This window comes from Streptomyces sp. NPDC006197 (assembly GCF_040613865.1).
Classification (GTDB): domain Bacteria; phylum Actinomycetota; class Actinomycetes; order Streptomycetales; family Streptomycetaceae; genus Streptomyces.
Map to the genome: position 1 here is coordinate 1 of NZ_JBEXSZ010000229.1, position 8,396 is coordinate 8,396.

General features: G+C 67.0%; 5 protein-coding genes. 3 read left to right on the forward strand and 2 right to left on the reverse strand.

Features of this window, described 5'->3' with window-relative positions:
* Positions 1-362: 362 nt before the first annotated feature.
* Complete coding sequence (locus ABZ318_RS37915) at positions 363-1,214, reverse strand: hypothetical protein (protein WP_356906973.1); 852 nt, start codon at positions 1,212-1,214, stop codon at positions 363-365.
* Positions 1,215-1,592: 378 nt separating this feature from the next.
* Between ABZ318_RS37915 and ABZ318_RS37920 the strand changes: the two genes are divergently transcribed.
* Positions 1,593-1,931 carry a hypothetical protein gene (locus ABZ318_RS37920; RefSeq protein ID WP_356906974.1) on the forward strand — a complete coding sequence of 113 codons (339 nt, stop codon included), beginning with the start codon at positions 1,593-1,595 and terminating at the stop codon, positions 1,929-1,931.
* 48 nt (positions 1,932-1,979) lie between these two features.
* Here ABZ318_RS37920 and ABZ318_RS37925 read toward each other — a convergent pair whose 3' ends face one another.
* Positions 1,980-2,822 carry a hypothetical protein gene (locus ABZ318_RS37925; protein ID WP_356906975.1) on the reverse strand — a complete coding sequence of 281 codons (843 nt, stop codon included), beginning with the start codon at positions 2,820-2,822 and terminating at the stop codon, positions 1,980-1,982.
* Between the two features lie 1,156 nt (positions 2,823-3,978).
* Here ABZ318_RS37925 and ABZ318_RS37930 point away from each other — a divergent pair.
* Together ABZ318_RS37930 and ABZ318_RS37935 are read left to right on the forward strand one after the other, a co-directional pair.
* Positions 3,979-7,401, forward strand: a complete 3,423-nt coding sequence (locus ABZ318_RS37930) for an NB-ARC domain-containing protein (protein WP_356906976.1) — start codon at positions 3,979-3,981, stop codon at positions 7,399-7,401.
* A gap of 423 nt (positions 7,402-7,824) precedes the next feature.
* Positions 7,825-8,142, forward strand: coding sequence for a hypothetical protein (locus ABZ318_RS37935; RefSeq protein ID WP_356906977.1), 318 nt, complete (start codon positions 7,825-7,827; stop codon positions 8,140-8,142).
* The last annotated feature ends 254 nt before the right edge of the window (positions 8,143-8,396 follow it).

The window sequence follows — 8,396 nt, forward strand, 5'->3', positions numbered from 1 at the left end:
ACACCTCCCTCAACGGCGCGGGAGCCCTGTGCGTTGCGGTCCTTATCCTGACTCGGCCTGGGTCACTCGATCAGTGGCCAATCTGAAAGAGCTCAGTAACTCCGAAGCGATTTCATCTGCCTTGCAACACCGTCGGCCGCCCTGACCGGGGAGAAAGGGCCCCGGGTTCAGCCGGGGCCCTTTCTCGTCTACGCGTGGCTCTCTCTCGGTGTCCGGCTGGGTGCGGTGGGGCTGCGGTACGACGTCGCCCCTGCGGCTTTACACCGCTGAGGAGCACTACGGCAGAGGGCACTGCAGGCTCCCACTCGGCACGAGAGGTCGCCCACGAGAGATCATCTGCATCAAACTCTGTCAGTCGTCCCCTACCGCCACGCGTCGGGATCCGTCGTGATCGCTGCCCGAGCGGCCTGCAGGAAGGCTCGCGTCTGCCGCTCAACAGGGGCCGGCCCCAACGCGCTCAACGCTTCCTCGTCCCTGCCTGCCTCCATGCGCTGGTGCATCGCAACGCATGCGGACATGAAGTCCGCCTCCAGAGCATCCGCGAACTCGGCGGGCGCATCGCGAATGTCCTGGACGATCACCATGACCAGGCGGTCTCTGGCGTAGCCCAGTGTCCGTACTCGCCATCCCAGTTGCCGCGCCGCGCGGCGCATCGCGGCACGGATGAGTCCCATCCCTCCCAACCTCTCCGCGTCCGCCGGGTGGAGGTTGGCCTGCAAAGCCCCGCCGTACCCGCCAGCCCCTTCAGGGCAGCTGGCTTGAAGCACCGGCTTCAACGCCTCGGCCAGAGCAAGACACCGCGGATCCTTAGACAGCGCAGGCTGCTTGACCAGCACGGTCTCGGCCGTCGCCGTTGCAGCGGTGCTCGGCTCCGCACTGGAATGAGTCCGCCTCGTCATGCCAGGTGCACCGAGGTTCTGCTGCAGAACGACCAGGGCCTGTTCCATGCCCGCACCGTCGAGTCGGGCCGGGAGAAGTCCGGCCTCGCTGCATGCGATCACATGATGGAGGGCCTTCTGGTAAGCCATGGGCTGGGCAGAGGCGAAGGTCCGGGCCAGACGAGTGCGGTGGGTACGGCCAGACATCACGATCCCATCAGGCCCGCTCCACAGCGGATACACCCCACCGCACTCTGTATCCAGCAGGCCTTGGACGTGAAGGGTCAGATCCGAGCCGGAGTACATCACCGTGGTCCTGGCGGCGGCCAGGTTCACCCAAGGCGGTGGCCCTACGGGGTGGTACGCGCCCACAAGCGCAGAGCCAGTATGCCACCTGGCCCTGCGCGGCGCGGCGGAACGGGACCATGTTGCGTCACGGCAGCCGCCGAGATCGCCGTAGAAGGCCATCACGGGGAAGATCGCCGTTTCTACGGTGCCGGGGCCTGGTCGGTGGAGCGCGTGAAGGTGCCGGCGTTGGTCCCAATCTCGTATGTCTCGTCCACGTACGGGAATCTCGGCGCGCATCGCTGCCTCACGCTGAGGTCTCACGTGCAGGTGGGTGTCTGCATCATGCAGCAACGGCAGGAGTGATGCGTGTCCTTGGAGGCTTGTGCGCCGTTGCAAAGATCGAGGTTGACACGAAAGGGCAGGTGTATGTCGTACGGATACGGTGGCGGGCCCAACTGGCCGATGATCCAGGCCCGGCGACGGGCCGAAGAGAGCGCGGAGACTGCCCGCCGCGCGGCTGCGGCTGACCGTGCGGTGGCAGGCCGGTGGGAGGCGGCGTTCGAGGCTCTGGCCGGGCAGGTACGCGCGGCAGCCGAGCGTAGTGGTGCCGAGCACCGTGACGACGGCCGGTGCGGCTGCGCGCCGTGCTGGGAGGTGGTCATCGCCGGCCTCGCTGCCGAGGCCGAAGGACGTCAGAAGGCCGCCGGAGGTGCCGGGTCCTTCACGTTCTCGGTCGATGACCTGTTCCACGGCGGCGGCGCCTGAGACCCGCCCCTGACGCAGCAGGTCCGCCGGGAACCGGCGCTACGAGTCTCAAGGGCGGGTGGGTGTGATGTGCAGGGCGTGAAGGGGCTGGCGGGGTGTCGCGGGCAGGACTTCGAACCACGCCTGACCGTCCTCGAGGTAGAGGTGCGCCCTTCTCCAGTAGCGCCAGTGCAGGTCGATGAAGCAGTCGATCGTGTCGTCGCTCGCCCCGTAGGCCAGGGGTCGGCCGTGGAGCACGAGGCGGTCCGGGGCGTGGCCTGTGTGCTCCAGGTGAGCAAGCGCGGCGCTGGCGGCGCGGCGGAGTGGGCTGCTGGCGGTCCAGCGATCGTCCATGTGCTCCCCAGCGGTAGTCGAGCGGGGCTGATCGTCAGTGAGGGGGAACGTGGTGATGGTGGCCCTACCTTCGGTGCTCCAGCGGTGCAGGTCGATGCGGACCGGGCGGGGCAGCAGGTCGGCGATCGTCTCGTAGGCGGGCAGAACGTGGTCGCGTGGAGCGCGGCCGGCGGCCGGGTCGACGGCGATCGTGGCGAGTCTCTGCCGAGCGAGGGCGATCGGTTCGCCCCGCTGCCAGAGCAGCAGGAGGTCGATGCCCTCGTCCTGGAGGGCTTGGCGTTCCTGGAACTGGAAGCTGGTGCCGCGGCGGTTGCCACGCAGGGCCTTGCGCATGGGGGTGTGGCCGTCACGGCCGCTGCACAGGGCGTCGACTACCTGCTGTGTCCAGCGTTTGTCGGTGGTGTGCTGGACCACGACGTCGATGTCGCCGACTTCCGGGGCGCCGCGGATGTAGGAGCCGAAGAGGTGGACTTCGGTGATGAGGTCGAGTGGCCAGGTGTTCTGTTCGAGACGGTCGAGCATCTCGTGCAGGATGAAGGTCGCCCGCTCGCGCTTCATGCAGCAGCTCCTGATCTTGTCCAAGTTGGCCAGTGCCGGAGGAGGGGGACTTTAACCCCCGATACTGACAACGGCGTCTGCCGTGAGTCGAGATGGGCTGAGCGCATGGTTCCTGCGACGGTGTGCCTCAGGGTCGCGATGCTTTCCCGTCCCTTCCCTGTTTAGGGCACTGCCAGGTGGTTATCAACTGAACGCGGCAGGCTGCATCTTGGGCGGCACTGTCTCCACTGCGACTGACCCGCTCAGCGCACAGCTGTCCGCTCCACACCGGCTCCGACACGGCCGGCAGCTCCCCGGCATCAGACTCCGAAGCCGCCAATACCCACAGATGTCGCGGGCGTGCACTTCGGCTACCCCCTCGACTTCGGCCCAGACCCGCGGACTCACAAGCCCGAACCCGCCGCGCCCGCCCCGGGTGCCGCCGCCCTCCCGCCGCAGAAGAAGCCCATGTCGGACGCGGACCGCTCCAGGGTGTACCGGCAGCTCGTGGAAACGGCGCAGAACAAGCTCGCTCGCCAAGGCGCGAGGCCGTCACCGCACGGCGAGCGACGCGCCGGTCCGCATCACGGAGGCACGCCGTGCCGTCATTCTCCGCAGCCACGACCGGTGTGAGAACCCGCAGTGTGCCAATCCCGGCGAAGCCGGCGATGTCAGCGACGCCGGCGACCCGCTCCTCGACGTCGACCGCATCGGTGGCCTTGCCGCTACGGGGGACGACGAGGCTGTAGACATGATTGCCCTGTGTCCCAACTGCCACCGGATCAAGACCCTGGGCCGGACCCGGCAGAGCTCATACCTGTGCTGCGTGAAACCGTGCGCCGCCGCCATACCGACATGCTCCGATCCGGTTGAGGGCGTGCGGGGTGCGCCTGGCGGATGGATCACAGTGCCTGCAGCGACGACTGCGGCCGGTCCCGGTGTCCGTCGGCCCGCCCGCGCCACCCTGGTCCCAACGCCGCTGTAATGCCCTGGCTCTGCCCGTCCGCTGGGCAACGGCCATGTCCCCCTCCCGGTTTGCGCGAGACTTGGCGCAGCGCATCCTCTGCCTCTCGGTTGGAGCGAGCGGTCACGGCTGGGCTGGGTGCCTGACCGGAACGCGAGATCGTGAGAGGTGCGGCACCGTGACAATCAAAAGGGGTGGGGATTGAGACGTTTTGTGTCGAAATGGATTGTGCGTGGCCCGCTCCTTTTGGGCGCGCTGGCGTTCCTTGCATGGACAGTCCTGCGTAAGGGATGGGGCGAGGCGGATCCGGTCGCCAGCGTCATGGGGGTCGTGATCGTTCTGGTCTTGATGATTTGGCCCAAGTTCAGCCCGGCGGCAGTGGCGGCTGCGCCTGTCGCGCCTGGCCCTGTGGCCGTCCCGGACGGGTGGGTGGACCGGGCGGAGGCCGGCCAGGTGGTCGACGCCGTCCTTATACGCACCCGCCGGCGTTGGCGCGGGGGTGACGCGGTGGCCATCACTGCGGGTCTGCATGGGGCGGGCGGTTTCGGCAAGACGACACTCGCCCGGTTTGCCGTCGCCCAGTCGAAGGTCCGCAAGAGATTCCCCGGCGGGATCTGGTTCATCACGATCGGCCGCGACGTGAGGGGGAGGGCCGCGGTCGCGGCCAAGGTCGCCGCGGAGATGGCGCGTATTACCGGGGTCGAGTCCACGGCCGGCGATGATCCGGAGCAGGCCGGCGCTCAGCTGGGCAAGCTCCTTGCCGCAAGGCCGCGGACCCTGGTGGTGATCGACGACGTGTGGGAGGAGGAGCAGCTGCGGCCGTTCCTCATCGGTGCGGAACGGCAGTGTGTCCGGCTGATCACCACCCGCAACCCGGGCGTGCTTCCCGCTCATGCCGCGCGGATCGCTGTCGACCGTATGACGTACGACCAGGCCCGGCTGGTCCTGACCAAGGGGTTGTCGCATCTCCCGGAACAGGCGGTGATCGACGACCTTGTCGAGGCGACCGGACGGTGGGTGCTGCTGTTGCGGATCGCCAATCGTGTCATGAGCGAGCAGTTGTCGACCGGGGCGGATGCGAATGTGGTCGGTCGGCGTCTTCTCGACCGGCTGCGTGTGCACGGGCCTGCGGCGAGCGACCCTCAGAAGGATTTCGATCTCAACGACGTCGACGAGCGGAACCGGGCTGTGCGCGCCAGTCTCGCTGCCGCCACCGAACTCCTCCCTGCCGACGGGGAGCACAGGTTCGCAGAACTTGGGGTCTTCGCCGAGGACGAGGCCGTCCCGATCGCGCTGGTAGCCCGCCTGTGGGAGGGGACGGCCGGTCTGGACGAGACCACTGCGCGAAGCCTGTGCAGGCAGATGGCCGACCTGTCGCTACTCCGTCTCGATTCCAGTGTCCCGGGCGGGACCGTGGCTCTGCACGACGTGATCCGCGACCATCTCCGGGCCGAGTTGTCAGCTCGCCTGCCCACGGTAAACGCCGTCCTTCTCGACACCGTCACCGCTGCGGCCGAGGGCGGGCCCGGGTGGTGGACAACACCTCACGAATACCTGCGGAACTTTCTCATCGGCCACCTGGTGGACGCGGAGCGTGCCCAGGAAGCGGTTGCCATTGCCACGGATTTCCGCTGGGTGCGCATGCGTTTGCGCCACCATGGCCTCACCGCACCTCTTCGAGATCTCTCTCTGGTCCCTCATGCCGATGCAGCCGCTCTGGCTTCGCATCTGGAGCGTGCCACACATCTCCTTACCCCTACCACACCGCCCCGGGCCCTTGATGCCATGCTGCGCAGCCGCGTTCCTGGAGGCGCGGCGTGGCTGGCCGCCGCCGACACGCTCTTGTCAGGACCGGCGCTTGTAGACTGGTGGACACCGCCCGATCTGCCCAGTTCTGCGCTTCTGCGGACCCTTACGCATCAGGCACCCGTTGACGAGATGGCCTTCAGTCTTGATGGGGCCCGCCTCGCCACCATTGACATCGGTGGCCGAGTCCGGGTCTGGGAGTCCTCGAGCGGGGCGCAGGTATGCGAGCTGCCGCGTCGCGGCCGAATGAGGGAGGTCGCTTTCAGCAACGGTGGAGCACATCTGCTCACCGTCGATAGCAATGGCATCGTCTACGGCTGGGATCTTGCCACCGGCTCGGCGCTGCACCAGTTCTTTCCAGGCGAATGCCGTGCCGCCGCGTTCAGTGCCGATGGTTCTCGTCTCTTCACCGGACTGGAGCACGGAGCGGTAGCTGCTTGGGACACGTCCACCGGGGCCAAGCTCAACGAGTTTCAGACGCCCAGGAACAGAGGAATAGGTCGGCTTCTGGTGAGCCAGGGTGGCGCGAAGCTGGTCTTCTCCATGCGTGGCGGCTTGCGTTCCTACTCCTGCGACGCCGGCACAGGCGACAATCTGCAGTCCCTGCAAGGCCGACCTGTCGCGGTCACAGCGGACGGGACTCACGTTGCCACAGCCCAGGGCGGAAGTGTGGGGATCTGGAGTACGTCGTCCGGCGAGCGTCTGTACGAACTTCGCGGTTTCCTCGACGTCACCGTGGCAGCGTTCAATGCCGACGGCACGGAACTTGCTGTCGGAAACCGTGAGGGCGCCGTGGAGGTGTGGGACATCGGGACGAGGACACAGGTCCACCGCTTCCACCATGGATCGTTGTGCTCCTCGCTGAGTTTCGGCCCGGACGGTTTGAGACTCACAAGCGCCAGCATGGACAGGACCGTCCGGATCTGGGGCCTCGCTGCCAGTTCGCCGCAGCCGCAGGAGATCTCCGTCGGTGTCGCAGCGGTCAGCGCTGATGGATCTCGCGTCGCCACGGTCAGCCGTGAGGGATTCTCCGTCTGGGACGCTGCGAGCGGAGTGCACGTCCAGCGCTTCGCGAGAGGCGACGGAGCCGCCGGACAGGAGTTGTGGTTCGCCCCTCCCTTCTACGGAGACCAGGCCGACCTGCTCTCGGCAGCTTTCACGGCGACAGGCATTCGCTTCGCCGCGGCCGCAGATCGCGAGAAGGTCGGCGTGTGGGACGCCGCTGGGACGCTGCTTGTACAACTCACCTGTGCCGGGCCGCTGGAGAAGCTGAAACTCAGCCCTCTCGGAGATCTCCTTGTCACGGTCGACCGGCAGGGGACCGTCAGCGTATGGGACACCGCCAGCGGCATGCAGATGCATCAGTTGCCTGCCCACAGAGTTCGCAGGCTCGTGTTCAGCCCAGACGGATCCCGCATCGCTACAGACGGCCACGGCTACGGACCCAGCGTCTGGGACACCGCCTCTGGTGCACAGGCCGCGCATCTGGCGCACCGCTCGGCACGGGCGTGGGCCTTGGCATTCAATCCAGACAACAGTCAACTGGCCATCGCTGAGAGCGGCGCCGGTTTCCGAGTCGTAGACATTGCTACGGAAGCCGTCGTTCATAGGTTCCGCGGCACCAGGGTCAGGGCGGCAGCCTTCAGTCCCGACGGCAAGTACCTCGCCGGCGCGGGAAACGACACGATCTTCGTCTGGGACGCCACGACAGGTGAACACCTCACCAGCATGCGGGCCGACAGCGACCTTGAATCTGTGATCTGGCATCCCGGCAGCCGAGCTCTCTTCGTCGGCGGCCGAGGCCTTCTCGGCTACGAGTTCGTGGCATAGACCGGCGCGACGCTGGTGAGGATCGTCGGTCCTTTCCAGGCGGCGACGGCGTACGTCCGGCCACCGATGGTGCTGCCGTTCAGCGAGCAGCGAGAACAGGGCCCCGGTTTCACCTGGGGCCCTGTTCTCGTCCACCCGCGGCTGCTCTCCTCCGCTGTGGCCGGCCAGGGGGTGACGGGCCTGCGGTAACTGCGCCGAAGCGACCGGCACCGGCCGATACTGGATCTGTCCGGCCCTTACGCCGTACGAAGATCGTCGCCATCGCAAGGCGATATCGGGCTGGCGGTTGGCGAAGCTGATGATGGCGCGTGCTAGGAACTGTCCGGCCGATCTTGGGTTCGGGGTAATGTATGGACGCCCTGCGCGGCGGGTGCCATGATCACGCTGGCGTCTGGCGTGGGTCCAGCGCGCAGGAGAGAAACCATGAAGCTCTATCTCGCCGTGCCTCTTGCTCTGATAGCAATGTTCATCGCTGCCTCTGGCGTCGCGGCGATTACCCGTGGCTGGATACTCCCCATGAACCGGCGCCACGTCCGCCGCCCGCGGCTCTATGGATGGGGCCAGTTGGTAGTGGCCTTCGCGCTGTGCTGGCAGGTGGTCTTTGTGCTGGTGATCGATAGCTCCGACAGCCGGCAATGGGGCACTCTGACCGGCGGCGTGGTTTTGATCGTCGGCCTCGTCGTGATGATGGCGGGCCAGCGTGCGGGAAGTAATCGGCAGGGCAGCGGCACGTCTTACTGATCGTTTCAGAATGCCGCCCTGCGGAGACGCTTGCGGCCCATGGAACAATCCCCTTCAACCACGGGCTCAGGGGGAATGACGACGTATGGAACCGGTTGGGGATGCACGAGGGCTCGTGCTTGGTTACGTCGACGCTCTGAACGCAGTTGACGCGGCCACGAGGGCGGCGATCCCTTCGCTTGAGCGACTCGCAGATGTCCTCGGCCTGGTCCGTTCGCACCGGATCATCAACCGGAGTGGGCGGGTCGGCACCT